The 23,912-nt window shown below is 61.8% G+C and carries 24 protein-coding genes and 2 tRNA genes; 8 read left to right on the forward strand and 18 right to left on the reverse strand.

The features are described from left to right. Window positions 1-288: 288 nt before the first annotated feature. A complete protein-coding gene (locus AC2FME_RS15935; RefSeq protein WP_496687030.1) occupies window positions 289-447 on the forward strand; it encodes a hypothetical protein in 159 nt (52 codons plus the stop codon). A 9-nt stretch (window positions 448-456) separates the two neighbouring features. Here the strand turns inward: AC2FME_RS15935 and AC2FME_RS15940 are convergent, their stop codons facing one another. The 14 genes from AC2FME_RS15940 to AC2FME_RS16005 form a co-directional block, all read right to left on the reverse strand. Continuing rightward, entirely contained in the window at window positions 457-1,554 is a 1,098-nt protein-coding gene (locus AC2FME_RS15940) for a M56 family metallopeptidase (protein WP_496800963.1), read from the reverse strand. Next, window positions 1,541-1,936 carry a BlaI/MecI/CopY family transcriptional regulator gene (locus AC2FME_RS15945; RefSeq protein ID WP_005983946.1) on the reverse strand — a complete coding sequence of 132 codons (396 nt, stop codon included), beginning with the start codon at window positions 1,934-1,936 and terminating at the stop codon, window positions 1,541-1,543. The genes AC2FME_RS15940 and AC2FME_RS15945 overlap by 14 nt, the downstream gene beginning before the upstream one ends. A gap of 68 nt (window positions 1,937-2,004) precedes the next feature. Beyond that, window positions 2,005-2,274, reverse strand: a complete 270-nt coding sequence (locus AC2FME_RS15950) for a DUF2160 domain-containing protein (protein WP_370797609.1) — start codon at window positions 2,272-2,274, stop codon at window positions 2,005-2,007. Window positions 2,275-2,420: 146 nt separating this feature from the next. Beyond that, window positions 2,421-3,218 (reverse strand): carbohydrate ABC transporter permease, encoded by a 798-nt coding sequence (locus AC2FME_RS15955; protein ID WP_475143518.1) that lies wholly within the window; start codon window positions 3,216-3,218, stop codon window positions 2,421-2,423. Then, window positions 3,215-4,078, reverse strand: coding sequence for a carbohydrate ABC transporter permease (locus AC2FME_RS15960; RefSeq protein WP_496741794.1), 864 nt, complete (start codon window positions 4,076-4,078; stop codon window positions 3,215-3,217). Before AC2FME_RS15960 ends, AC2FME_RS15955 begins: the two co-directional genes overlap by 4 nt. Beyond that, window positions 4,075-5,151 carry an ABC transporter ATP-binding protein gene (locus AC2FME_RS15965; protein WP_496800964.1) on the reverse strand — a complete coding sequence of 359 codons (1,077 nt, stop codon included), beginning with the start codon at window positions 5,149-5,151 and terminating at the stop codon, window positions 4,075-4,077. Before AC2FME_RS15965 ends, AC2FME_RS15960 begins: the two co-directional genes overlap by 4 nt. A 1-nt stretch (window position 5,152) precedes the next feature. Further along, a complete protein-coding gene (locus AC2FME_RS15970) occupies window positions 5,153-6,211 on the reverse strand; it encodes an ABC transporter ATP-binding protein (RefSeq protein ID WP_496679538.1) in 1,059 nt (352 codons plus the stop codon). A gap of 93 nt (window positions 6,212-6,304) precedes the next feature. Next, window positions 6,305-8,044, reverse strand: coding sequence for an ABC transporter substrate-binding protein (locus AC2FME_RS15975; protein WP_496679539.1), 1,740 nt, complete (start codon window positions 8,042-8,044; stop codon window positions 6,305-6,307). Window positions 8,045-8,363: 319 nt separating this feature from the next. After that, window positions 8,364-8,438, reverse strand: a tRNA-Glu gene (locus AC2FME_RS15980). A gap of 24 nt (window positions 8,439-8,462) precedes the next feature. Continuing rightward, a tRNA-Glu gene (locus AC2FME_RS15985) sits at window positions 8,463-8,537 on the reverse strand. Between the two features lie 109 nt (window positions 8,538-8,646). Next, on the reverse strand, window positions 8,647-10,389 hold the full coding sequence (gene recJ / locus AC2FME_RS15990) for a single-stranded-DNA-specific exonuclease RecJ (RefSeq protein ID WP_496800965.1): 1,743 nt from the start codon (window positions 10,387-10,389) through the stop codon (window positions 8,647-8,649). 78 nt (window positions 10,390-10,467) lie between these two features. Further along, window positions 10,468-11,451, reverse strand: coding sequence for a class II fructose-bisphosphatase (gene glpX, locus AC2FME_RS15995; RefSeq protein WP_496710925.1), 984 nt, complete (start codon window positions 11,449-11,451; stop codon window positions 10,468-10,470). 72 nt (window positions 11,452-11,523) lie between these two features. Next, entirely contained in the window at window positions 11,524-12,810 is a 1,287-nt protein-coding gene (locus tag AC2FME_RS16000; protein ID WP_496679546.1) for a homoserine dehydrogenase, read from the reverse strand. Between the two features lie 139 nt (window positions 12,811-12,949). Next, window positions 12,950-13,198 (reverse strand): hypothetical protein, encoded by a 249-nt coding sequence (locus tag AC2FME_RS16005; RefSeq protein WP_496679548.1) that lies wholly within the window; start codon window positions 13,196-13,198, stop codon window positions 12,950-12,952. Window positions 13,199-13,299: 101 nt separating this feature from the next. On the opposite strand from AC2FME_RS16005, the gene AC2FME_RS16010 reads away from it, so the two are divergent. Further along, complete coding sequence (locus AC2FME_RS16010) at window positions 13,300-13,887, forward strand: TetR-type transcription factor C-terminal domain-containing protein (protein WP_490360811.1); 588 nt, start codon at window positions 13,300-13,302, stop codon at window positions 13,885-13,887. A 21-nt stretch (window positions 13,888-13,908) separates the two neighbouring features. Here AC2FME_RS16010 and AC2FME_RS16015 read toward each other — a convergent pair whose 3' ends face one another. Then, window positions 13,909-14,820, reverse strand: coding sequence for a pirin family protein (locus tag AC2FME_RS16015; RefSeq protein ID WP_496800966.1), 912 nt, complete (start codon window positions 14,818-14,820; stop codon window positions 13,909-13,911). A 158-nt stretch (window positions 14,821-14,978) separates the two neighbouring features. Here AC2FME_RS16015 and AC2FME_RS16020 point away from each other — a divergent pair, with 158 nt between their 5' ends. Next, window positions 14,979-15,455 carry a hypothetical protein gene (locus tag AC2FME_RS16020; protein ID WP_496710923.1) on the forward strand — a complete coding sequence of 159 codons (477 nt, stop codon included), beginning with the start codon at window positions 14,979-14,981 and terminating at the stop codon, window positions 15,453-15,455. Here the strand turns inward: AC2FME_RS16020 and AC2FME_RS16025 are convergent. Genes AC2FME_RS16025 through AC2FME_RS16035 form a run of 3 tightly spaced genes read right to left on the reverse strand, consistent with a single transcriptional unit; the run spans window position 15,452 to window position 18,169 of the window. Beyond that, window positions 15,452-16,018 (reverse strand): TadE/TadG family type IV pilus assembly protein, encoded by a 567-nt coding sequence (locus AC2FME_RS16025; RefSeq protein ID WP_496710922.1) that lies wholly within the window; start codon window positions 16,016-16,018, stop codon window positions 15,452-15,454. The two genes, AC2FME_RS16020 and AC2FME_RS16025, sit on opposite strands and share 4 nt — an antisense overlap. A 1-nt stretch (window position 16,019) precedes the next feature. After that, window positions 16,020-16,553 carry a TadE/TadG family type IV pilus assembly protein gene (locus AC2FME_RS16030; RefSeq protein ID WP_496710921.1) on the reverse strand — a complete coding sequence of 178 codons (534 nt, stop codon included), beginning with the start codon at window positions 16,551-16,553 and terminating at the stop codon, window positions 16,020-16,022. Next, the gene (locus AC2FME_RS16035) at window positions 16,550-18,169 is read right to left on the reverse strand and encodes a pilus assembly protein TadG-related protein (RefSeq protein WP_496800967.1); all 1,620 of its coding nucleotides are present in this window, start codon (window positions 18,167-18,169) and stop codon (window positions 16,550-16,552) included. The genes AC2FME_RS16030 and AC2FME_RS16035 overlap by 4 nt, the downstream gene beginning before the upstream one ends. 322 nt (window positions 18,170-18,491) lie before the next feature. Here AC2FME_RS16035 and AC2FME_RS16040 point away from each other — a divergent pair, with 322 nt between their 5' ends. From AC2FME_RS16040 to AC2FME_RS16060, 5 genes are all read left to right on the forward strand, one after another. Beyond that, window positions 18,492-19,922, forward strand: a complete 1,431-nt coding sequence (locus AC2FME_RS16040; RefSeq protein ID WP_496679563.1) for a Glu/Leu/Phe/Val family dehydrogenase — start codon at window positions 18,492-18,494, stop codon at window positions 19,920-19,922. Between the two features lie 99 nt (window positions 19,923-20,021). Beyond that, window positions 20,022-20,921, forward strand: coding sequence for a hypothetical protein (locus AC2FME_RS16045; protein WP_496741802.1), 900 nt, complete (start codon window positions 20,022-20,024; stop codon window positions 20,919-20,921). A gap of 134 nt (window positions 20,922-21,055) precedes the next feature. Next, on the forward strand, window positions 21,056-22,309 hold the full coding sequence (locus AC2FME_RS16050) for a sarcosine oxidase subunit beta family protein (protein ID WP_496800968.1): 1,254 nt from the start codon (window positions 21,056-21,058) through the stop codon (window positions 22,307-22,309). A 53-nt stretch (window positions 22,310-22,362) separates the two neighbouring features. Then, window positions 22,363-22,626 carry a sarcosine oxidase subunit delta gene (locus AC2FME_RS16055; protein WP_496687046.1) on the forward strand — a complete coding sequence of 88 codons (264 nt, stop codon included), beginning with the start codon at window positions 22,363-22,365 and terminating at the stop codon, window positions 22,624-22,626. Next, the coding region (locus tag AC2FME_RS16060) for a 2Fe-2S iron-sulfur cluster-binding protein (protein ID WP_496800969.1) at window positions 22,623-23,912 on the forward strand (1,290 nt) is incomplete at its 3' end. The genes AC2FME_RS16055 and AC2FME_RS16060, both read left to right, overlap by 4 nt.

The raw sequence follows: 23,912 nt of genomic DNA on the forward strand, positions 1-23,912 counted from the left end.
TCTCGGAGGGCGCGAAAAATTCTATCGGCGCCCACTTGAAATCTGGTTTCAACGAAACTTTGGCCGGTTGTGAGACGCCCGATTGAGGTTTCGTGGTTACGTGACAGGTTCGGCTGAAACAGCGGACCGCCAGCCGTTCGCCAGGACGGGAGCAGATGACTGACGCGACTACACTGCGCTGCCCTCGGGGCGGCCCGACTTGCCGCATGTCCGATCTCCGTCGGGGGGGGTGCGCGGCGCGATACGCCACAGGTCGCGCCCGGGAAACGACACCAGAGGAGGACGCGCATGCTTGCACCTGCATTCAACCGACGCAACGATCCGTTTGCAATCATGCGGTCGATGATGCGTGACTTTGACCGCCTGTCCGGTGATGGTCCGGCCCGCTGTTCTGGGCCGGCGCGGATCGCCGCGCCGCGCTTTGGTCCGTGGGGCGTGTATAGGTGACGGCGGCGGTCAGTTCCCGTTGTTGCGCGCTTCCAGCCGTTCAAGATTGACCACCGTCGACAGCATCAGCCTGTCGTGGCTCCAATCCTGGGTCTGGCGGAACGATGCCGCCGCGAATGCCACCAGAACGGCAAAGATCAGCGTCGTCGCAAGAAAGAAGGCGGGCACGGGCGCGTTCAGTCGGGGCGCGTCGGCCAGGGCGATCACCCGCTGCCGCAGGACCCGCTTGGCCTTGCCACCGGGAACCAGGGCCACGTTCAGAACACGCGGGCGGCCCTGCGAGACCGTTCTGGCGCAGTAATCCAGCAGACATTTGGTATAGTCGCGGGCGTCGATTCCGCGGCGCATGACCACGGATTGGTCGCAGGACAGTTCGCGCAGACGGCTGAACTGATATTTCAGCAGCCAGAAGGCCGGGTTCCAGAACAACAGCGGACGCAGCAGTTCGAATCCAAGCTCCCATTCGACGTCCCGGGCGCGGACATGCTCGAGTTCATGTGCCAGCGCGAAGCGCAGCTCGCACGGGGTGTCCAGCAGATGGCTGGGCAGCACCACATGGCGGCGGCGCAGACCGCGCACAGCGAAGGGAACGGTGATCCGGTCCGAGAGGCGTATGTCCACGCTGGCAGAGCGGCGCCAGAGGAAGCTGTTCTGAACGGTTTCGCGAATGGCCAGCGCATCCCGAACCGTCCGTGCCAGAATGCGCAGCGCGGCAAGTATCAGCGCCGCGACAAGCCCGGTCAGAACCGGGCTTTGACCGGACAGCACAAGATCGACCCAGCGCTGGCGTGTGTTCAGCAAGGCCTCGAACTGGGTCGCCGGCATGGCGATGTCGCCCCGCAGATAGGCCGCGACGGCGATGTCCCCGATGGCCACGGCGCGTCCGGGCCACATTTGCGCGGACAGTGCGGTCACCGTCAGCGCCAGAACCGGGCTGAGCAGAACACACAGGCAAAGCGCCTTGAGCACACGCAATTGAACGACGAAATTGTGCCGCTGCACCGTTGGGCGCAACGCCGCCCGGGCGGCCAGCCAAATTAGCGCGGACAAGGCCAGCACGACATTCAGGTCCAAATAGGCGTCGAGTACCGGTTTAACCGCTGTCATTTTGCAGTCTCCTCTCTACCAGTGCTCGAATTTCCTCCAGATCAGCTTCGGTCAGGCCGGCGTCATCGACAAGACGTGCCACCAGCGAGGCCGGAGTGTCATCGAACAACGTGCGAGACAGGTTCTGCAGCGACCGCGCCTGATAGGTGTCCTTCTCAAGCAGCGGGCGATAGATCAGGGTTTTGCCATCCTTGCGGCTTTGGACAAATCCCTTTTCATCCAGGATACGCAGGATCGTCGCGCCCGAGGTGTAGGCCAGGTTCCGCTCGGGCGGCAGCCGGTCCAGCACGTCGCGTACCGAGCCTTCGCCAAGTGCCCAAAGCTCGTTCATGAACTCCAGTTCAACCTCGGTCAGCAGATTTCCTGTCTTTCTCTTTCGCATCGGTTTCGGTGTCACCATTTTGCCTGTTATGCTTGCCAGACAAGCATCCTTTCGCGGTTGCGCAAAGCCTAAACTTTCCAGAAAACGAAAATGCCCCAGCCGATCGACAGGAAAAGCGGGGTCCAGACCGGTTGGCCGACCAGCCCCAGCCAGGCCAGAAAGATATAGGCCGAACCCAGCAGGGTGATGAACAGCCGGTCGCCCAATGTGGTGGTCAGGCCCAGCACGCCCCGGCGTTCGATCCCGTCGCGAAACTTGACCACCTCGAGTACCCCGATCAGGGCGATGGCCGAGAAGATGCCCACGAAAACCGCCAGCGTTGCCGGGGTCCAGGCCATCCAGAAATCGGGCCACAGCGGGTCGGTCCAGGAAAAGCCCTTGGGTTCTTCCTGACCGACATTGCCCCAGCCGGCCTTGGCTTGCGCCAGCGCCGAGGACGGGGCGAGCAGGGAGAAGGAGAGAAGGAGTTTGCGCATGTCGAACCTCATACACGTCCCATCGCGAAACCGCGCGCGATGTAGTTGCGGACAAACCAGATGACGATGGCGCCGGGGATGATGGTCAGGGTGCCGGCGGCAGCCAGCAGGCCCAACTCGTAGCCTGCGCTGGACGCGGTGCGGGTCATCACGGCGGCGATCGGTTTGGCCTCAACCGCCGTCAGGGTCTTGGCCAGCAGCATTTCCACCCACGAGAACATGAAACAGAAGAATGCCGCCACGCCCACGCCCGCCTTGATGTTGGGCAGGAAGATCGTGACGAAGAACCGGGGGAAGGAATAGCCGTCGACATAGGCGGTTTCATCCAGCTCTTTCGGAATGCCGCGCATGAAACCTTCCAGGATCCACACTGCCAGCGGCACGTTGAACAGCGTGTGCGCCAGTGCCACCGCCAGGTAGGTGTCGAAGAGGTGGATCGACGAATACAGCTGAAAGAAGGGCAGGGCGAACACGGCCGCCGGGGCCATGCGGTTGGTCAGCAGCCAGAAGAACAGCTGCTTGTCGCCCAGGAACCGATAGCGCGAGAACGCGTAGGCCGCAGGCAACGCCACGCAGACCGACAGGACCGTGTTGATCGTCACATAGGTGATCGAGTTGATATAGCCCCAATACCACGTCGGATCGGTGAAGATGGCCTTGTAGTTCTCCAGCGTAAAGGTCTGGGGAAAAAGGGAGAAGCCTGACAGGATCTCGTTCGTGGTCTTGAAGGACATCGCCACCAGCCAATAGATCGGCAACATCAGGAACGCGATATACAGGATCGGGATGAGGGACCGCTTCTTCATTGCGCGTCATCCTTTGTCATGAGGGTGTAGAAGACCCAGGAAACCAGCAGCGTGATGGCGAAATAGATCAGGCTCATCGCGGCCGCGGGGCCAAGGTCGAACTGTCCCAGCGCGATCTTCACCAGGTCGATCGACAGCAGGGTGGTCGAGTTGCCGGGACCGCCGCCGGTCAGAACGAAGGGTTCGGTGTAAATGTTGAAACTGTCCATGAACCGCAGCAGAACCGCGATGGTCAGAACCGTCTTCATCTTGGGCAGCTGAATATAGCGGAACACCGACCACGGGCTTGCCCCGTCGATCTTGGCTGCCTGGTAATAGGCGTCGGGGATGGACACCAGACCGGCATAGCACAGCAGCACAACCAGCGAGGTCCAGTGCCAGACATCCATCACCACGATGGTGATCCAGGCCGACAGCGGTTGTTGGGTCATGTCATAGTTGATGCCCAGCACGTCGTTCAGGAAATACCCCAGCAGGCCGATCTTGGGCAGGGTGAAGATGTTCCACATCGAGCCGACCACGTTCCACGGGATCAGCATCGGCAGGGCCATCAGTACCAGGCAGACCGGCACCCAGAAGCCCTTGCGCGGCATCGACAGGGCCACGATGATGCCCAGCGGCACCTCGATCATCAGGATCAGCGCGGTGAACAGGAACTGTCGCCCCAGCGCCGCCTGGAAGCGGTCAGACCGCAGGATCTGTTCGAACCAGCCCAGCCCTTCCCAGAAGAACTGGTTGTTGCCGAAGGTTTCCTGGACCGAGTAGTTGACCACCGTCATCATGGGCACCAGTGCGTTGAACGCCACCAGCGCCAGCACCGGCAGGACAAAGAACCACGCTTTCTGATTTTCCGTTTTCATCGGGCGCGCTCCTCGGTTGCGATCCAGCCGTCACGATAGACGCGCGTCTGTTCAGGTTTGAATTGAAGACAGACTTGCGATCCGGGCTCGGGGGGCGCGTGTTCGGTCACCGCCTTCACTGGGCTGGTGCCGACCATGGCGCTGACCACATAGTGCCGCCCGATATCGGCCACCTTGGTGATATGGGCCGGGATGCCATCGGGGCCAAAGCCCACATATTCGGGCCGGATTCCCAGATCGGTGCGACCGCCGGTGCCGCTGACCGGACCTTCCAGCATCACCTCGTGCCCTTCGAACAGGGCACGGTCGCCCCGCGCCTCGCAGGGCAGCACGTTCATGCCGGGCGAGCCGATGAAATGGCCCACGAATGTGTGTTGCGGGCGCTCGAACAGCTCGACCGGAGTTCCGATCTGGACCACTTCGCCTTCCTGCATCACAACCACCTCGTCTGCGAAGGTGAGCGCTTCGGTCTGGTCGTGTGTGACATAGATCATCGTCGCCTTGACGCGCTGGTGAAGCTCTTTCAGCTTGGACCGCAGCTTCCATTTCAGATGCGGGTCGATCACGGTCAGCGGCTCGTCGAACATCACTGCGTTCACGTCGTCGCGGACCAGACCGCGGCCCATCGAGATCTTCTGCTTGTTGTCCGGGCTGAGGCCGCTGGCGCGGGTGTTCAGCATGTCGGTGACATCCAGCATCTCGGCGATCTCGTCGACGCGCCGCTTAATCGTCGCCGGATCGACGCCGCGGTTCTTGAGCGGAAAGGCCAAGTTCTCGCCGACGGTCATCGTGTCGTAGATCACCGGAAACTGGAACACTTGCGCGATGTTGCGCTGATCAGGGGGCAGGGCGGTCACGTCGCGGTCGTCGAACAGGATCTGCCCCTCGGACGGGGTCAACAGGCCCGAGATGATGTTCAGCAGCGTGGACTTGCCGCAGCCCGACGGCCCCAGCAGTGCATAGGCCCCGCCATCACGCCAGGTCACGTCGATTTCCTTCAGCGCATAGTCCTGCGTACCTTGCGGCGACGGCATGTAGCTGTGTTTGAGGTTTGAAAGCTTGATCTGTGCCATGTCAGGCCACCCTTTTGCCGTCTTGGCCGAAATACCGGCAATGGGCCGGGTTCATGTAGAATGTGTGGTCCTCGCCCACCTGATAGGGGTGGACCCCGGCGGCCAGCGACACCCAGGCGTCTTCGCCATGCTGGAAATGCGCGCTGGAATCCGATCCGGACAGTTCGGTCACGATCACGCGGCCGGTCAGCTCGACGTCATCGGCCGAGGCGCGCACGGGGGTGACGCGGTGCGGGCGCACGGCGACCTTGTATTGCCCGTCGGACAGGCTGATGCCCTCGCTCAGCCGCCATGTGCCGCCGCCGGCCAACTGAACCTGGCCACCGGTGATCGTGACGCGGGCCACGTTGATGGGCGGGTCGGAAAACACCCGCGCGGCGGCGAGGTTTTCGGGATTGCGATAGATGTCCGCCGTCGGGCCGAACTGAGTCACGCGGCCGTCCTCCATCAAGGCGGTGTAGCCGCCCAGCAGCAGCGCCTCTTCGGGTTCGGACGTGGCATAGACCACCACGGCGCCGCGCCCGGCGAACAGCTCGGGCAATTGCTCGCGCAATTCCTCGCGCAGCTTGTAGTCCAGGTTGGCCAGCGGCTCGTCCAGGAATACCGCGCGGCTGTCCTTGGCGATGGCACGGGCCAGAGCGGTGCGCTGCTGTTGGCCACCCGACAGTTCATGCGGGCGACGGTGCAGCATCGGGCGCAGTTGCAGCAGGTCGGCGGCCTCTTCCACGCGGCCTTCGATCTCGGATTGCGCCATTCCGGCCACGCGCAGCGGCGAGGCGATGTTGTCGAATACAGTCATATGCGGGTAGTTCACGAAGAACTGATGGACGAGGCTGATCTTGCGTTTCTGAGTGCTCAGCCGTGTCACGTCCTGCCCGTCCATCAGAACCTTGCCCGAGGCAATCGGATCCAGGCCGGCCATCATCTTGATCAGAGATGTCTTGCCCGACCCGGTCGCGCCCAGAAGCACGTTGAAATGGCCGGTCTGCAGCGTCAGGGACGTGGGTTTGATATGGGTAACGGTGCCGACCCGCTTGGTCGCGTCTTGTAATTCGATCATGTCCGTGGGTTCCGATCCCGCAGCGCGTGGCAACGCTGTTTGGTCTTGGTTGGCAAGGGGCGCCGGTACCGGCGCCCCCCGGGGAGTAGTGGCTTACTGGGACTGCCAGCGTGCCACCAGTTCGTCATAGTTGACGGTCTGGCCTTGCGGCTTCTCGTTTTCCAGCTTCGGCTTCGGCGCGCCCGGCTGGCTCAGCCAATATTCGGGGTCGCGCGGCTCGTTCAGGCGCGGACCACAGCCGCCGTAAACGCCAGCGCTTTCATCCGCGGCCTGCATACGGGCCATGGTGATGTCCATCTCTTCGGCCAGACGGTCCATCGCCTCTTGCGGGGTGAAGGCGCCCGAGTTCACGTCGCCGATCTGCTGCCACCAGATCTGGGCCAGCTTGGGGTAGTCGGGAACGTTGATACCGGTCGGCGACCATGCCACGCGGTCGGGCGAGCGGTAGAACTCGACCAGGCCACCCAGCTTGGGTGCGCGTTCGGTAAATGACTCATGATTGACCGAGCTGTCGCGGATGAAAGTCAGACCCACATGGGACTTTTTCACATCGACGGTCTTGGACGTCACGAACTGAGCGTACAGCCACGCGGCCTGTGCCCGATCCGACGGGGTGGATTTCAGGAAGGTCCACGATCCCACGTCCTGATAGCCAACCTTCTGACCTTCTTCCCAATAGGGACCATGCGGGCTGGGCGCCATCCGCCACAGCGGGTTGCCCTCGTCGTCGACGGTGTTGTTGCCTTCGGACTTGGGCTTGACCATGTCGGCGGTAAAGGCCGTGTACCAGAAGATCTGCTGAGCCACGTTGCCTTGCGACAGAGCGGGCAGCGACTGGTAGAAGTCATAGGACGCCGCACCCGGAGGCGCGTATTTGCGCAGCCATTCGTCCCATTTGCGGATCGCATAGACCGCCGCCGGGCCGTTCGCGGCACCGCCACGCGACACCGAAGCGCCGACCGGGTTGCAGGTGCCCGCTTCCATGCGGATGCCCCATTCATCGACAGGTATACCGTTGGGCTCGCCCTTGTCGCCGGCGCCAGCCATCGACAGCCAGGCATCGGTCATGCGCCAGCCAAGGTCGGGCGCGCGCTTGCCGTAATCCATGTGGCCATAGATCGCGACCCCGTCGACTTCCTTGACGTCCTCGGTGAAGAACTCGGCGATATCCTCGTAGGCCGACCAGTTGACCGGAACGCCCAAATCATAGCCATATTTTTCCTTGAATGCGGCCTTGTTGGCTTCATCATCGAACCAGTCCTTGCGGAACCAGTACAGGTTGGCGAATTGTTGGTCGGGCAGCTGGTACAGCTTGCCGTCCGGCCCGGTAGTGAACTGGATGCCCATGAAGTCGTCCAGATCCAGCGTTGGAGAGGTCGTAGCCGCCCATTCGCCTTCCATCATGTCCGAGAGGGGATAGGCCAGTTGCAGGCGCGAATGCGTTCCGATCAGGTCGCTGTCGTTGACATAGCCGTCATACAGGTTCCGACCGGTCTGCATCTGGGTTTGAACGGCCTGGACGACCTCGCCTTCACCCAGGATCTGGTGGTTGACCTTGATGCCGGTGATTTCCTCGAATGCCTTGGTCAGAACCTCGGATTCATAGGAATGGGTCGGGATGCCTTCCGACAGGACGTTGATTTCCATTCCGGCAAAGGGTTCAGCAGCCTTAATGAACCACTGCATCTCCGCCATCTGCTCGTCTTTTGACAAGGCGGATGGCTGAAATTCGTCGTCGATCCAGCGTTTGGCTGCGGCTTCGTCGGCCCAAACCGGACCGTGCCCCGCAATGACGGCAGCCGCCGCCACTGCGGACAAAAGATGTTTCCGCATCTTTCTCCTCCCAAGATTTATGGTTCTCCGGTGCGACCCGGATGAAAGGCAGCATCGGCGATTTTCCGCGAGTCTGTCAAACTAAAAAATTAGTAATTGAGGCGGCACCCGGTTTCGATCTCTCAGAGATATGAGGTAAGATCTTGAATTAATGAGACATTAAATGGGTTCGACGTAGCGTCGCGGGCGATGAGGACGCGTCGGGCTGTGTTGCCCAGCCACCCGAAAGGTGTCGACGCCGAACCTCAGACCCAGCCGGACCCGGGCTGTGAACAGTTCACCAGCGACGGAACGCCATGGATTTGGTGGAAAGTAAGAGTGGCAGCCCGTAGGGGAATCGAACCCCTCTTTCCAGGTTGAAAACCTGGCGTCCTAACCGATAGACGAACGGGCCACGCAAGCCTTGCACAAGCACAAGTGGCAGCCCGTAGGGGAATCGAACCCCTCTTTCCAGGTTGAAAACCTGGCGTCCTAACCGATAGACGAACGGGCCACGCTGGCTTGTGGAGGGCCTTTTACGGATTACGTTCCGCCCCCGCAAGACGAAAAATGCAGCCATGTGAAACTTTTTTGCGCCCCGGTTCCGGCAGGCTCGAAAGGGGTCATTTCGCCTCGGCCGCGTCTTCCAGGCGCAGCTGAACGCTCTGCCGTCCGCCCCAGGTATTGATCTCGAGCCGGCCTGCGAAATGGAACCGGGCACCGCCGTGATTTGACAGCCGATCGCCCATCGGGCCATCAAAGGCGCCAAAGGCGATGGCGTCGATCCCTGCGCCCATACCGTCGGACAGGGACAACTTCAGATGGGTCTCGCCCACGCGTTTGGCAAAGCGCACCTGCAGGTCTGGCAGGGCAAAGCGTGGGGCAGGGGCACCGGCCCCGAACGGACCCGCCTGCTCAATCTGCTCGATCAATGCCACCGTGGCGGCGCCAGGCATCAGAACACCGTCAAGTTTCAGGTCGGCGGGGCCGCCTTCGCCCGCCCCCTGTTTGGCCAGCAACTCGCTCAGGCGCGCCATGGCGGGTTCCAGCTGATCGCGCATCACGGTCAGACCTGCGGCCATCTTGTGCCCGCCTCCCTTGACCAGCAGCCCTTCGGACGCCAGCCGGTGAATCGCGGCCCCCAGATCGACACCCGAAACCGAGCGGCCCGACCCTTTGCCCTCGTCGCCGTCAAAGCCGATCACGATCGCCGGGCGGTTGGCCGTCTCTTTCAGGCGCGAGGCCACGATGCCCACGACGCCCGGATGCCAACCGTCGCCCGCTGCCCAGACCAGCGGTGCGTCCAGCCCGCGATCTTCGGCCTGGGCCAGCGCGGCGGCGCGCACGGCGTTTTCGATGTCGCGCCGTTCGGTATTCAACGCGTCCAACCGCTTGGCCAAGGCTTCTGCTTCGACGGTAGAGTCGGTGCTCAGCAAGCGCGCGCCCAGATCGGCCTGGCCGATGCGCCCTCCAGCGTTGACCCGCGGCCCCAGCAGGAACCCCAGGTGATAGCTGTTGGGCGCGGTATCCATGCGCGCCACGTCGGACAGAGCCACAAGGCCGGGCCGCAGGCGCTGCGCCATGACCTTCAACCCTTGCTGCACCAACGCGCGGTTGACCCCGACCAGAGGCGCAACATCGGCAACCGTGGCCAGAGCCACGAGATCCAGCATCGCCATCAGGTCAGGGCCGTTGGCGCCCGCCGCACGCAGCTGCCGGCCGGCCTCAACCAGCATCAGGAACACGACGGCGGCGGCGCACAGATAGGCGAGGTCTCCGCTTTCGTCCTGGCGGTTCGGGTTCACGACGGCCACGCAGTCGGGCAGGGTCTCTCCGCCCAGGTGGTGGTCCAGGACGATCACGTCCGCCCCCTGGGCCGCCGCGATGGCATCATGGCTGAGCGTCCCGCAATCGACGCAGATGACAAGGTCATGCGTCGCGGCCAGCTGGGCCATCGCGGGTGCGTTCGGGCCATAGCCCTCGTCGATCCGGTCGGGAACGTACAGCGTGGCGTTCAGCCCCATCTGACGCAGCCACACGATCAGCAGGGCGGCCGAACTGCCACCGTCCACGTCGTAATCGGCAAAGATCGCGATGCGCTGTTTGTGCCGCACGGCTTGCAGGAAACGGGCGGCGGCGGTTTCCATGTCCTTCAGCTCTCGCGGGTCGGGCAGGAGGTCGCGCAGCTTGGGCGCCAGAAAGCTCTCGGCCTCGGCTGGGGCCACGCCGCGGCGGGCCAGCACCTGGCACAGCGGGCGGGGCAGGTCGGTCTGCTGTGCCAGCATTTCGGCGGCGCGGTCCATCTCGGGCGGTGGGCCAACCCACCTACGGCCGGTCAGAGAGTGCTCGACACCCAGAAAGCTCAACCTATCCCTCCTGACGGGCAAGGCCGAGCCCGGGCGGGCACGGCCTGTGAGTTGGTTTTGACGATGCCGGTCGGGCAATCACCCGTTCAGGTGCGGCCAGATCGGCGTACGGTAGGTCATGCGCCGGACCGAGCCGGTTTTCGACCGCATCAGCAGCGTGGTGGTTTCCACCCAGCCCGGCTGACGTTTGATGCGCGGCAGCAGCGACCCGCCGGTCACGCCGGTTGCGGCAAAGATCACGTCGGCCGTCACCATTTCGTCGCGCGAATAGACGCGGTCCAGATCGGTGATGCCCGCCTTGGCGGCGCGTCCGCGTTCGTCATCGTTCCGGAACAGCAGCCGGCCGAAGATCTGGCCGCCCATGCATTTCAGCGCCGCGGCCGCCAGCACGCCCTCGGGGGCGCCGCCTTGGCCCATATACATGTCGATCCCGGTTTCCTCTGCCTCGGCGCAGTGCATCACACCGGCCACGTCCCCATCGGTGATAAGCCGGATCGACGCGCCAGTTTCACGCACTTCGGCGATCATCGCCTCGTGCCGGGGACGTTCCAAAATGCAGACGGTGATGTCGCTGGGCTCGCAGCCCTTGGCCTTGGCCAGGGCCTCGACCCGCTCGCGCGGGCTCATGTCAAGCGACACAACGTTTTCCGGATAGCCCGGGCCCACGGCCAGCTTGTCCATGTACACGTCGGGCGCGTGCAGCATCGACCCACGCGGCCCCATGGCGATGACGGTCAGCGCGTTGGGCATGTCCTTGGCGGTCAGGGTAGTGCCTTCCAGCGGGTCCAGCGCGATGTCCACGCCGGGGCCGTTGCCGGTGCCGACCTCTTCGCCGATATACAGCATCGGCGCCTCGTCGCGCTCGCCCTCGCCAATGACGACCACGCCGGCGATGTCCAGCAAGTTCAGCTGTTCGCGCATGGCGTTGACGGCGGCCTGATCGGCTGCCTTCTCGTCACCGCGCCCGACCAACGAGGCCGAGGCCAAGGCGGCCTGTTCGGCGACCCGGGCCAGGCCGAGGGACAACATGCGGTCATTGAAATCGATCTTGGCAGCGCTCATGCGTGGGTATCCTTTGGCAATCTTGGACGTTGTTGACTGGCATAGCCTGCCCGTGGCGCAGGCCGCAAGGGTTCAGACCTGCTCAATGCGCAGCGCGACCGGTTCACCGGAAACCACGTCAGTCTTGCGCAGTTCCTCCAGCGCGATGTCCAGGGTGGCGCGGGTGGTCTTGTGGGTGACGATCAAAACCGGGGCGGTGTCCTCGGCATGGGCGTATTGGCGCATCCGGTCGATCGAGACGCCGGCATTGCCCAGAATGGCTGCCACCTTTGCCAGCGCACCGGGTTTGTCCAGCAGAGCCAGTCGCAGGTAATACGGGGCGGGCAGGCCGGTGATGGCGGGTTTGGCATCGACCAGAGTGGTGGCCGGACGCCCGAAGGTCGCGATGCGCAGCCCGCGCGCCAGGTCGCAGACATCGCCCATGACTGCGCTGGCCGTGGGGCCTTCGCCCGCGCCGGGGCCGCGCAGAACGACCTGTTCCACCGCGTCGCCCTCGATCACCACCATGTTGGTGCCGCCTTCCAACTGTCCCAGCGGCGAGTCGCTGGGCACCAGGCAAGGCTGCATCCGCTGTTCCAGCCCGCGCGGTGTGCGTTGCGCCACGCCCAGCAGCTTGATGCGGTAGCCCATGTCGTCTGCCTGGTGGATGTCGTCCAGGCTGATGTGTTGAATCCCCTCGATCTCGATCCCGTCGAAATTGGGTTTCGTGCCGAAGGCGATCGACGCCAGCAGCGCCAGCTTGTGCGCCGCGTCGATGCCGCCTACGTCCAGGTTCGGATCGGCCTCGAGGTAGCCCAGCTGCGCGCATTCCTCAAATAGGGCGTTGTAGCCCAGACCCTGCGACTGCATGCGGGTCAGAATATAGTTGCAGGTGCCGTTCATTACGCCCATCACGCGGGTGATCTCGTTCCCGGCCAGACCTTCGGTCAGCGATTTGATGACCGGGATACCACCCGCGACGGCCGCCTCGAACCGGATCACGCGGCCGGCAGCCTCGGCCATTTCGGCCAGCGCCTGACCGTGGATCGCCAGAAGCGCCTTGTTTGCCGTCACGACATCCTTGCCGGTGGTCAGGGCCGCCTCGACCGAGGCCTTGGCTGGCCCGTTCTCACCGCCCATCAGCTCGACGAACACGTCGATGTCGTCACGCCGGGCCAAGGCGACCGGGTCGGTCTCCCAAGCGTAGCCCGACAGGTTGACGCCGCGGTCCTTGGTGGAATCACGCGCTGAAACGGCCACGATCTCGATGGGTCGGCCGGTGCGGGACTGCAGCAGATCGGCGTGGCGCCGGATGATCTTGACCACGCCCACACCCACGGTTCCCAAGCCAGCAATTCCAAGCCGCAGCGCCTGTGTCATTCCGTGGGTTCCTTTCTGCTCGGGTTTCGGCTGTTCGGGGCATTCCGCCCGTTCTTCGCTGCCTTAGCGGGTTCGGACCGGCGGTGCAATCGGTCAGCGTCCCAGCAACCGTCTGCACCGGTCGATGGCCGGTCTTCCTTTAGTCGATTGGGGTGTTCTGCAACCTGTTGGCGCGCTTGCGCAGGGACTTCTTGCGCTCGGTCAGATCCTTTCTCAGATCAGCGGCCTCGCTGGCCACGTCAACCGGTGGCCCCAAGGCCTCGTCCAGCGGGATCAGTTTGGGGTAGGGGGCATCCACGACGGTTGCTGCCTCGCGGCCTCGGAGCTCGGGGAAGTCCGTGCATCCGGCGGACAGTGCCACAAGAAAAAGGACAGGCAGCGGCTTCATCGCGGATCCCGTAGAGTTGCGTACCCTGTCGTGATGCACCTTCCGACGCCCGGGATCAAGCGGGGTTCTATTTGAACGTTTGTTCATATAAACTGCCGATCATGGCACGCACACAAGGTTCTCACTCGGATATCACAGGCCCGCGCATACGCAAAGCGGCGTTGCATCTGTTCGCGCGATATGGATATGCCGCTGTTTCCATGCGGCAAATCGCGGCCGAGGTCGGCGTACAGGCCGGTGCGCTGTACAATTATACGCCCGACAAGCAAAGCCTTCTGTACCGGTTGATGCGCGACCACATGGAGGAGTTGCTGGCCGCCCAGAAGGGTTTGCCGCCGCAGGATTGCGCGCTTGATGCGCTGCGTCAGTTCGTCGGGTTCCACATCCGGTTCCACATGCAGCGGCCCGAAGAGGTTTTCATCGCCTACATGGAGCTGCGCAACCTCACCCCCGAGAACTTTGCCGAGATCGAAGCCCTGCGGCGCGATTACGAGGACGCGCTGCAGGGAATCCTGGTCGCCGGACAGGCCGAGGGGGTGTTCGCGCTTCAGGATGCCAAGATTGCCACGCTTGCGGTGATTGCGATGCTGAACGGCGTCATGACCTGGTATCGGGCCGGCGGGCGCCTGTCGCTGGATCAGGTCGAACAGATCTATTGGGACATGGTGCGCAAGGCCGTGTCCGCCTGACCCGTCTCTCCGCCTGGGCCGTCAATGGGCAGGTCGGATGAAGGTGCCGTTGCGCAACTCGCGAAAGGCCTGTTCAAGCTCGGCGCGGGTGTTCATGACGATCGGTCCGTGCCAGGCCACGGGCTCGTTGATCGGAGCCCCTGAAATCAGCAGGAACCGTACCCCGTCCGGTCCCGCCTGGACGGTTACTTCGTCACCCGTTCCAAAGCGCACAAGGGTTCGGTTTCCGGACATGTCCCGGATGTTCACTTCCTGCCCGGCGACTTCTTTCTCCAACAGGACCCCTCTGGGCTTGGAGGCATCCGCAAAGGCGGCCTGCCCTTCGAACACATAGGCAAAGGCGCGGCGGTAGGTGTCGATCTTAAAGGTCTTTCGAACACCGGCGGGAACCGAGATATCCAAGTATTGCGGGTCGGCCGCGATTCCGTCCACCGGGCCGGTCTTTCCCCAGAACGTGCCGACGATGACCCGAACCCGGGTGCCGTCGTCATCGACGATTTCGGGAATGTCCTTGCCTTGAACGTCCTGATACCGGGGCGCAGTCATTTTCTGGGCCGAGGGCAGGTTGCCCCACAACTGAAACCCATGCATCTGACCTGACGCGTTCCCCTTGGGCATCTCTTGATGCAGGATTCCCGATCCGGCGGTCATCCACTGCACGTCGCCAGCGCCGAGGGTCCCGCTGTTGCCCAGCGAATCCTTGTGTTCGACCATACCGGACAGCACATAGGTGATCGTCTCGATTCCGCGATGGGGGTGCCAGGGAAACCCAGCCAGATAGTCCCGAGGGACCTCGTTCCGGAAATCATCGAACAGCAGGAACGGATCCAGCTCGGACGGGTCCTGAAAACCAAATGCGCGGTGCAGCTTAACGCCGGCGCCTTCAAGAGTCGGAACGGCTTTGCGGGTTTCGAGGGTGGGTCTAAGGGACATAGGGCCTCCTGCGGTTGTGATTGTGAATATGGGCGGCGACGCGCTGCGGTCAATTCAACGAAAACTCACCGCGCCTGTGCGTGTTTCAACAAATCCGTCAATGGTCTGTTGTTGTCGCGGAATTTCGGCTACGGGGTACGAAACGAATGGAGGTTTGAATGCAGGACGAGATTCTGGCGACGGTGCAGGCCTCGGCGGCACGTCGGTGGATGGGGGTGGCGATGCTGCTGTCGGTTGGGGCGCTGGTGATCTATGTCGCCTTGGCCAGACCGCCCGCGCCGCTGTGGCAGGTTTTTCTGTTCGCCGTCGGCGGCTCGGCCCTTTGGTTGGCGCATCGGGTCTGGCACGCGACTGCCGACCGGATCGAGCTGACGCGCACGGAACTGCGCACGGGCAGCGGCATCAGGATTCTGGACGTGGCGGATATCGAAGGCGTGGACCGCGGTGTGTTTGCGTTCAAACCGTCAAACGGTTTTCTGGTCACGACCAAAAGCAGGGCCGAGCGCGCCTGGGCGCCCGGCCTGTGGTGGCGCATCGGGCGACGGGTTGGTGTCGGCGGCATGACGGCCGCCGCCGAGACCAAGTTCATGTCTGAGATGCTGTCCGCGTTGTTGGCGGGCGAATCCGACGGCTAAACTGCGCCCGCAACTTCGTTGGTGAATCGAGGTCGCGTAAACACGAAGTTATCAAATGTAATTCCTGTTCCGATGCCCCATCCTGGAGTGCGAAACGGTACATAGTCGTTGGATGTTTCCACGAGGATCAACGTGTCCTGATCAGGCATTGGCGGAAGGCTGTTTTCTATTTCCTTGATGTTGGCGTTGGTCCATTCAAAATCGTACCCACGCACCGTGGACCAACGTACTTCGTGACGCTTTTCTTCCTCATCATAGACGATCAGAGAAATGCGCATCCTCATTTCCGATCGATTGTTTACCATCGCTTCCATAAGTTCATGAAGCGTGTCGACATATGTCTCTGTGATCGTTCGGGTTTCTCGCGAGATTAGGTCGCCAATCGTGTATGCGGCTTTCAAATTCGATGCGCTCTGGCGAAATCCCTCAAACACGACATAGGTCGCGGTTACCGCCCAAAACAGAAGCGGAAAGATCATTATCGCTTCGACGGTCAGAATTCCACTTTCGTCTCGCTTGAACTGGCTGATACGGGTTCCTATGCGCCTTAGACTAGTCCACATTTTACGAAGGCTCCTGTACAAACGCAGTCGTCGCGGTCAAGGCGTATTGCCCGGTTTCATCCACCAACGCTCGTCCCATTGCCGACGTGGGGAATACCGGATCAATTTTCGCGCAGACCCGCAATATCATCAGTTCGTTCTCGAGGCCGTTTTCAAAGTTGCGAACGGGGTTTACTTGCTCCGAGTTGTCGGTGCAGTCTGGCGTTTCTGGAAGAGCCAAAACCTGAAATGGGTCTTGTTTGATCATCTCCAGGCGAAGGTTTTCCGAGCAGTTCTTGATAAACTGGGCACGCTCACAAACGACGTCCTTGATATCGTCATGTTGCAGGTTGTTGCCGGTTCCAAGACGAATGTCCCTAACTGTTATGTCGACGGCCCTTTCCAGCATGCCCTGCTGCGTCGTCAGCAAGGCGAGTTCGACACCCGACAACACGAAGAACATGAAGGCAGGGAAGATGAAGATGAACTCGATTGTTGCGTTGCCATCTTCCGAGCGTCGGAACCGACGCATTCTGGACTCGAGCAACTTAATCATTGGGTCAACCGAAGTTTTCTGATCGAGGATGCAATCGACGCGAAGGCTTTTTCCAGGTCCAGCCCTTCGACGTCATACACATGGCTGTCCGAACTCGCGCAGTTTTTGATCGTTCTGTATCCGGAGCGGGGCGCTTCGAAAGCGATGCCATAAACGATGATGCCCTGATCCTTGGCCGCATCGCAAATGTGCTTGGTGCGCTGGTTCTTGGCGGATGTTTCCACCTTGGAATATGCCTTGGAATACCATTCGGCCCAGCCGCTGGACTGCCAATAGTAGTTGTACTTGGCATTCCAGGCCAGCGAGACGCGGTTGAACAGTTCCGGATAGCTCAACCGAACAGCCGTCCCGACCTCTTCATTGGCTGGCGTTTCGGGGTCGGGGCTGCCAAATGGATGATCAGCCCACATGTCTTGCTGTGGCCAGAAGTAATTGGGTTTGCCCTGAGAATGGTAAATCGTGTATTCTTCTGCTTCTTCGTTGTACCACACATCAGACATTCCTTCGCGCAGCGATGGGTTCAGCATGTACTGATCCGTGTTCTGACCATCGGTCATAACGATCGCAATCTTTAGAACGTCGCCGCCGTAATCCGTCGGGCGGTTGGCAAACTTGGCTGGCACCAGACCTTCTGCGGAAAGATCGGCCACGATACCACGCATACTGGGGTCCAAGAGGGCGGTGCCCCATTTCATGCCCACATCGATTGATGTGTTCCCCTGAGCGGTCAAGGCCTTGATCTGGTTCTCCAATGCGACCAGATTATCGGTCACCGGGGTGATCGCGCTGCCGGCACGAACCGGGCACACCGGCATCCGGATGGTGCCCTCGGAATAAGTGAATGGATCGAAATGAGCGGTCCGTTCGAGCGTGTCATCCCGATGCAGGTCTGAATCGCTGTATTGCTCGGGAATAAAGTTCACGCAGTGAGAGTAGCTATGCTCTTGCGTTACATTTGTGAACTTGCTCAGGATCGGCTCTCCAGCGTTGACTTGGGTGGCATAAGGAATAATCGAAATCGATATGCCGTCCGAACCACCGTCTTCCCTGTCCAGCATAAGTCGAACGAAATCGACAGCAGCGTCCTGCAAAACCTGCAGTTTCGTTTTTCCGGCAGTGGCCGAAGCATTGCCCATTGATCCAGAAATATCCAGCACCAGCGAAATTTCGACGGCACCGATCGATTCCTCAGCGGCGCTTGCTGCAGGAGCCGTCATGGTTTTGATACCGGAGAGGCGCATGAAGTTCGTTTCCACCACTGCTTCTGCCGTTGCCGACACTTTGCGGGTTCCGAATGACTCCTGAACCTCTACTGTTTTCAGTTGCTCCAGCAGACCGGCTTTTTCGAGATAGGCTTCGACCACCTTTTGGGGAGGTTCTTTCTGGTCCAGATCGGCGGCAGCAAGTACCGCCCGGTCAAGAGTCGACTGCAAGTTGGCTCTGTCGCGCTCGTAATTCATCAAGTCCGCGCCGATCCCGGCTGCGGCAAGAAGTGCCAGAAACAGGAAAACGACCAAAATAGTGAAGGTGCCGTCTTCGTTCGCGGCAAATTGACGGACGCGACAAAAAACACTGTTGGCACGGACCTTTTTGAAATAGTTATTCGGCGTTGCCATTTTGGATACCTCGCGGAGCAGAGAGCGGACGCGTAAAAATTTCGTGTACAAAATTACCCACAGAACGTGGCGAGAATTGGGCGGATTTGCCCCTAGAGCGCTCTTTTTGAATGAGAATCGTCCGCATTCCGGGTGATGACTGGGCTTTGTTTCCGGTAAGTTGACAATTTGACCAAATGGTTAACCTGCGGCGACTCAGGTCTGCGCGCGTAAACCTGCCGTTCACAAGCTGATGAAAAAAAGTGCAGATCGTGATTGCAGCCACCTGCCAAGGGTGCGACAAAACGCCATTGCTTCGTCGTCTACCGTCATGGAGGATTTTATGACGACCATCAAGGAACCCAGCTTTCGGGAAAGCGTGGATCTGATGTTCAACAGGGCGGCCGCCCTGATGGATCTTCCGCCGGGGCTGGAGGAGAAGATCCGGGTGTGCAACGCCACCTACACCGTCCGTTTCGGGGTTCGGTTGCGAGGGCAGATCCATACCTTCACCGGATATCGCTCGGTTCATTCCGAACACATGGAGCCGGTAAAGGGTGGTATCCGCTATGCCATGGCCGTGAACCAGGACGAGGTCGAGGCGCTTGCCGCGCTGATGACCTACAAGTGTGCCCTGGTCGAGGCGCCTTTCGGCGGGTCCAAGGGCGGTTTGCGCATCGACCCGCGCAAATATGAAGAGCATGAACTGGAGCAGATCACCCGCCGTTTCGCCTATGAACTGGCCAAGCGCGACCTGATCAACCCCTCGCAGAACGTTCCGGCCCCCGACATGGGCACCGGCGAGCGCGAGATGGCCTGGATCGCCGACCAATACGCGCGGATGAACACCACCGATATCAACGCGAGGGCCTGCGTGACCGGCAAGCCGCTGAATGCGGGCGGCATCTCGGGCCGGGTCGAGGCGACGGGGCGTGGCATCCAATATGCGCTGCGCGAATTCTTCCGCCATCCTGAGGACGTCAAGAAGGCGCGCCTGTCGGGGTCGCTGGAGGGCAAGCGGGTCATCGTTCAGGGGTTGGGCAACGTAGGCTATCACGCGGCCAAATTCCTCAGCGAAGAGGACGGATCGTTGATCGTGGGCATCATCGAGCGCGACGGTGCTCTGTATGACCCCGAGGGGATCGACGTCGAGGCGGTGCATCAATGGATCGTCAAACATGGGGGCGTGAAGGGCTACCCGGATGCGACGCATACCGCCGAAGGCACTGCTGTGCTGGAAGAGGAGTGCGACATCCTGATCCCGGCGGCGCTGGAGGGCGTGATCAACCTGTCCAATGCCGAGCGCATCAAGGCGCCGCTGATCATCGAGGCGGCGAATGGTCCGGTGACCGCCGGGGCCGACGAAGTTCTGCGCAAGAAGGGCACCGTGATCATTCCCGACATGTATGCCAACGCGGGCGGTGTGACGGTCTCGTATTTCGAATGGGTCAAGAACCTGAGTCACATTCGTTTCGGCCGGATGCAGCGCCGTCAGGAAGAGGCGCGACACGAGCTGATCGTGAAGGAGCTGGAACGGCTGGACCGCTATCTTGGCGATGCATGGTCGATGTCTCCGGACTTCAAGGCCAAATACCTCAAAGGTGCGGATGAGCTCGAGTTGGTGCGTTCGGGCCTGGATGACACGATGCGCATCGCCTACCAAGCGATGCGTGAAGTATGGCACGATCGCAATGACGTCGAGGACCTGCGCACCGCGGCCTACATCGTGTCCATCGACCGCGTGGCCAAAAGCTATCGCGCCAAAGGCCTTTGACGTCTCGGAAACTGGGCAATCGGGCTTTGACAAAAAGTCCGGTTGCCGCACATCCTGCGCTGGAGTTCATGCAGTGAAGCCACCGAGGATCTCATGCAAATGACCCGTTCTGTAGCTTGGGCCGCGGCGATTGGGTCCGCGACCTTGGCGCTTGCGACTGCTGCCATTGCCCAACCCCGACAAGGCTGGACGCCGACTGTGGAAGGGTTGGTTGTCTATCAGGGCAGCGCCGATCTTGAGGGCGGCGGTGATTTCAGCGCATCGCGCGCGTTCCTGCGGGCAGGCGGCATTTACGGCTATGGTGACGGGTCCTTTGTGGGGTTGCTGGCTAGTTTCGGTCAGTTTGCCTACGATTTCGGGTTGCCCGGAAACCAGCCGTGGGACGACATCCGCGACATTCGCCTGAGCGTTCCATTGCGCTTCACTTTGGACAACGGGGCTACGGTGATCGTCTCGCCCCAGTTGAGATGGGATTACGAGACCGGCGCCAGTGCCTCGGACGGCTTCACCTATGGTGCCTTCGCCGGCATTTCATGGGCGGTGAACCCCAATCTGCGCATCGGCCCGGCATTTGGCGTGTTCTCCGAGGTTGGAACCAATGACCTCGAAGTCTTTCCTGCGCTTCTGGTCGACTGGACCTTTGCCGAGCGCTGGCGTCTGAGCACCGGGCGCGCGCTGGGGGCCACTCAAGGCCCCGGCGTCACGCTGGAATACAAGGCTTCGGAAAGTGTCAGCGTGGGGCTTGCCGTTCGGTCCGAGCGGGTCCGCTTTCAGCTGAACGAAAGCGGGTTGGCACCGGGCGGCGTGGGCGAGGACAGCAGCATTCCGGTCGTTTTGTCGGTTGAATACGCGCCAAACCCCGGAGTTTCGCTGTCGGCATTTGCGGGTGCCGAGTTTGACGGCGAGTTGCGCCTGGACAATGCAGCGGGGCAAGAGGTCAGCCGGCAGGGCTATGATACCGCTCCGATCGTCGGTGTTGCCTTCCGTCTGCGGTTCTGAGGGCGAATTCGTTTGCGACCGGTTTGGTCGCGCGTTGACAAGTTCTTGTCGAAAACGGATGCGGAGCCCCGAGCCCGGATTGCTACTCCTTTTGGAAGTTGGTTTGATGCCAGCAAACCCGCAGGGAGATCTGAATGCGCTTTTCCGGCTTACGCGTCCTGAAGGAAGGACTGACCGGCAACAAAGGTTGGACGGCGCATTGGCGTGATCCCGAGCCCAAAGCCGAATACGACATCGTCATCATCGGCGGCGGGGGGCACGGTCTCAGCACCGCGTACTATCTGGCGAAAGAGCACGGGCTGACAAATGTCGCCGTGCTGGAAAAGGGCTATATCGGCGGCGGCAATGTGGGGCGCAACACGACAATCGTTCGCGCCAACTATTTTCTGCAAGGAAATTCCGAGTTCTATTCGCATTCCCTCAAGCTGTGGGAGGGGTTGGAAGAGGACCTGAACTACAACGTGATGCATTCACAGCGAGGCATCATCAACCTGTTCCATTCAGACGGGCAGCGGGACGCGGCCGCGCGGCGGGGCAACATGATGATCAGCCAAGGCGACGATGCCATCCTGCTGGACCGCGATGCACTGCGCGAGATGCTGCCGTATCTGAACTATGACGATCTGCGCTTTCCCATCTATGGCGGTCTATACCATCCGCGCGGCGGTACAGCGCGGCATGATGCCGTGGCTTGGGGTTATGCCCGCGGGGCGGACCAGCGCGGGGTGGATCTGATCCAGAATTGTGAGGTCACGGGCATCGACATCGAAAACGGCGCCGTGCGCGGGGTGCAGACGACGCGCGGGGCGATCCGGGCCAAGAAGGTGGGGATCGTGGTTGCAGGCCGGTCCAGCCAGGTCGCGGCGATGGCCGGGATGCGCTTGCCGATCGAAAGCCACGTGCTTCAGGCCTTTGTGACCGAGGGGCTGAAGCCCTGCATCGACCACGTCGTGACCTTTGGGATGGGGCATTTCTACATCAGCCAATCCGACAAGGGCGGGCTAGTGTTCGGCGGCGACCTGGATTTTTATTCCTCCTACGCGGCGCGCGGCAATCTGCCCACGGTCGAAAGCGTGATGGAGGCCGGCGTGGCGCTGATGCCGATGATCGGCAAGGCCCGGGTGCTGCGGTCCTGGGGCGGGATCATGGACATGTCGCCGGACGGGTCGCCGATCATCGACCGCACCCCTATCGACGGGCTGTATCTGAACTGCGGCTGGAACTACGGCGGGTTCAAGGCGGTTCCGGGCTCGGGCAACGTGTTTGCCCACCTCATGGCCACCGACCGGTACCACGAGAACGCGACAGGGTTCCGGCTGGATCGTTTCCGCACCGGGCGCGGGATCATCGATGAAGAGGGCAAGGGCTCTCAGCACAATCTGCATTAGGGGCGGGCCGGGATGTTTCGTTCGAATACTTGTGAAAGCCAGGAGGCGCGGCCATGAGGATCACCTGTCCGTATTGCGGCGAGCGCGACCGCCGCGAGTTCTACTATCGCGGGGCCGCCGTCGACCTGGACCGGCCCGTCCCGGATGCCGGGCCTGACGCCTGGGACGATTTTGTCTATCTGCGCGACAACCCGGCGGGCGAGACGCGGGATCTGTGGTATCACGAGGGCGGCTGCGGCGCATGGATCGTCGTGACCCGAAACACGCTGACCCACGAAATATCGGCGACCGAGCCTGCGTCCGGGGGCAAACGATGAGGGTCGCTGGAAGGGGGCTGATCGACCGCGGCACACCGGTCGAGTTTTCCTTTGACGGAATCCGGTATTCGGGCTTTGAGGGCGACACACTGGCCTCGGCGCTGCTGGCCAATGGCGTGCGCCTGATGGGGCGGTCGTTCAAGTATCATCGCCCACGCGGCGTTCTGACTGCTGGCAGCGAAGAGCCGAACGCGCTGGTCACCATCGGCCGAGGTCCCGCCCAGGACCCGAATGTGCGGGCCACGATGCAAGAGATCTATCCGGGCCTCGAGGCGCGCAGCCAGAACCGCTGGCCCAGTCTGAGCTTCGACGTGATGGCGGTGAACGATCTGGCCGCGCCCTTTCTGGGGGCGGGCTTCTACTACAAGACTTTTATGTGGCCCCGCAGCTTTTGGGAGAAGCTGTACGAACCGATGATCCGCCGCGCCGCGGGGTTGGGCGCGCTGTCCGGGCAGGCCAATGCCGACACGTATGAAAGTGCCTATGCCTTCTGCGATCTGCTAGTGATCGGGGCTGGCCCCGCGGGTTTGATGGCCGCCTTGACGGCCGGCCGAGCCGGGGCGGATGTCATTCTGGCCGACGAAAGCAACCAGATGGGCGGGCGTCTGCTGGCCGAGACGCTCGAGGTGGATGGCAAGCCGGGTCACGTTTGGGTAGACGAGGTTCTGGCCGAGCTGCGGGCGATGGAGAATGTGCGGCTGATGACCCGCACGACGATTGCCGGGGCCTACGACCAGGGCACCTTTGCCGCGCTCGAACGGGTCTTGCACCATACGGGCGACCGTCCTGCCGGTGCGCCGCTGGAAACATATTGGAGGATCGCCGCCCGCCGCTCGGTTCTGGCGGCCGGGGCGCTGGAACGCCCGGTGGCGTTTCGAAACAATGACCGGCCCGGCATCATGACCGCCGGGGCCGTGCGGGCCTATCTGAACCGCTGGGGCGTCGCGGCCGGCCGGAGTGTCACGATCTTCGGCAACACCGATGACATCCACCGGACGGCCCGCGACCTGTTGGCGGCTAGGGTCCACGTTGCCGCCGTGATCGACAGCCGCCATGACGGGCCGGTGACATCCGATTATCCGGTGCTGCGCGGGGCGCAGGTCTGTGGCAGTTCAGGGCGCAAGGGGCTGGAGTCGATCACCGTGCGCCGCGCCAGCGGAGAAGAGCGCATTCAGACCGATTGTCTGGCGATGACCGGCGGATGGAACCCCTCGGTCCACCTGACCTGCCACATGAACGGTCGACCGACCTGGCGGCGTGACATTGCCGCCTTCGTGCCCACGCCG

This window comes from Ruegeria sp. BHSC026 (assembly GCF_059613065.1).

What these genes read in the sequence shown, in the direction of transcription:
- AC2FME_RS15935 (WP_496687030.1), top strand. Translation starts at nt 289, where the DNA reads ATGCTTGCACCTGCATTCAACCGACGCAACGATCCGTTTGCAATCATG.
- AC2FME_RS15965 (WP_496800964.1), bottom strand. Translation starts at nt 5,151, where the DNA reads ATGGCACAGATCAAGCTTTCAAACCTCAAACACAGCTACATGCCGTCG.
- AC2FME_RS15950 (WP_370797609.1), bottom strand. Translation starts at nt 2,274, where the DNA reads ATGGCCTGGACCCCGGCAACGCTGGCGGTTTTCGTGGGCATCTTCTCG.
- AC2FME_RS16050 (WP_496800968.1), top strand. Translation starts at nt 21,056, where the DNA reads ATGCGCTTTTCCGGCTTACGCGTCCTGAAGGAAGGACTGACCGGCAAC.
- AC2FME_RS16030 (WP_496710921.1), bottom strand. Translation starts at nt 16,553, where the DNA reads ATGATTAAGTTGCTCGAGTCCAGAATGCGTCGGTTCCGACGCTCGGAA.
- AC2FME_RS15960 (WP_496741794.1), bottom strand. Translation starts at nt 4,078, where the DNA reads ATGAAAACGGAAAATCAGAAAGCGTGGTTCTTTGTCCTGCCGGTGCTG.
- AC2FME_RS16040 (WP_496679563.1), top strand. Translation starts at nt 18,492, where the DNA reads ATGACGACCATCAAGGAACCCAGCTTTCGGGAAAGCGTGGATCTGATG.
- AC2FME_RS15940 (WP_496800963.1), bottom strand. Translation starts at nt 1,554, where the DNA reads ATGACAGCGGTTAAACCGGTACTCGACGCCTATTTGGACCTGAATGTC.
- AC2FME_RS16010 (WP_490360811.1), top strand. Translation starts at nt 13,300, where the DNA reads ATGGCACGCACACAAGGTTCTCACTCGGATATCACAGGCCCGCGCATA.
- AC2FME_RS15970 (WP_496679538.1), bottom strand. Translation starts at nt 6,211, where the DNA reads ATGATCGAATTACAAGACGCGACCAAGCGGGTCGGCACCGTTACCCAT.
- AC2FME_RS15955 (WP_475143518.1), bottom strand. Translation starts at nt 3,218, where the DNA reads ATGAAGAAGCGGTCCCTCATCCCGATCCTGTATATCGCGTTCCTGATG.
- glpX (WP_496710925.1), bottom strand. Translation starts at nt 11,451, where the DNA reads ATGAGCGCTGCCAAGATCGATTTCAATGACCGCATGTTGTCCCTCGGC.
- AC2FME_RS16005 (WP_496679548.1), bottom strand. Translation starts at nt 13,198, where the DNA reads ATGAAGCCGCTGCCTGTCCTTTTTCTTGTGGCACTGTCCGCCGGATGC.
- AC2FME_RS15945 (WP_005983946.1), bottom strand. Translation starts at nt 1,936, where the DNA reads ATGCGAAAGAGAAAGACAGGAAATCTGCTGACCGAGGTTGAACTGGAG.
- AC2FME_RS15975 (WP_496679539.1), bottom strand. Translation starts at nt 8,044, where the DNA reads ATGCGGAAACATCTTTTGTCCGCAGTGGCGGCGGCTGCCGTCATTGCG.
- AC2FME_RS16035 (WP_496800967.1), bottom strand. Translation starts at nt 18,169, where the DNA reads ATGGCAACGCCGAATAACTATTTCAAAAAGGTCCGTGCCAACAGTGTT.
- AC2FME_RS16025 (WP_496710922.1), bottom strand. Translation starts at nt 16,018, where the DNA reads ATGTGGACTAGTCTAAGGCGCATAGGAACCCGTATCAGCCAGTTCAAG.
- AC2FME_RS16020 (WP_496710923.1), top strand. Translation starts at nt 14,979, where the DNA reads ATGCAGGACGAGATTCTGGCGACGGTGCAGGCCTCGGCGGCACGTCGG.
- AC2FME_RS16055 (WP_496687046.1), top strand. Translation starts at nt 22,363, where the DNA reads ATGAGGATCACCTGTCCGTATTGCGGCGAGCGCGACCGCCGCGAGTTC.
- AC2FME_RS16000 (WP_496679546.1), bottom strand. Translation starts at nt 12,810, where the DNA reads ATGACACAGGCGCTGCGGCTTGGAATTGCTGGCTTGGGAACCGTGGGT.
- AC2FME_RS16045 (WP_496741802.1), top strand. Translation starts at nt 20,022, where the DNA reads ATGACCCGTTCTGTAGCTTGGGCCGCGGCGATTGGGTCCGCGACCTTG.
- AC2FME_RS16015 (WP_496800966.1), bottom strand. Translation starts at nt 14,820, where the DNA reads ATGTCCCTTAGACCCACCCTCGAAACCCGCAAAGCCGTTCCGACTCTT.